The sequence below is a fragment of the Psychroflexus maritimus genome, from assembly GCF_011089875.1.
In the GTDB taxonomy this organism is placed as follows: domain Bacteria; phylum Bacteroidota; class Bacteroidia; order Flavobacteriales; family Flavobacteriaceae; genus Psychroflexus; species Psychroflexus maritimus.
Genome location: NZ_JAANAS010000015.1, coordinates 1 through 229, shown reverse-complemented (window position 1 = coordinate 229; position 229 = coordinate 1). Strand labels below are relative to the sequence as shown.

Below are 229 nucleotides of genomic sequence, written 5' to 3'. Positions count from 1 at the left end.
TTTGAATTCTGAGTTAAATCAAATACCGCAATATTCGGATTATCACTACACGCCCGTAAGTCGTCAAAATCTTGAATTTGCGGACTCGGCTCAACAATGAGTTCCAATTCCCGAACCACAAAACAATCGGTTTCTGTTTGGTTGGAAACGCCTGTATTTACTGCACGAACGTAAATAGTTTGCGAAAACGGATTAAAGTTTTCGTAAAGAATAGCGTTTCCATCTTCGT

At 39.3% G+C, this 229-nt stretch carries 1 protein-coding gene; it reads right to left on the bottom strand.

The features are described 5' to 3' along the window. The coding region (locus G7034_RS02065) for a hypothetical protein (protein ID WP_166399306.1) at positions 1-229 on the bottom strand (229 nt) is incomplete at both ends.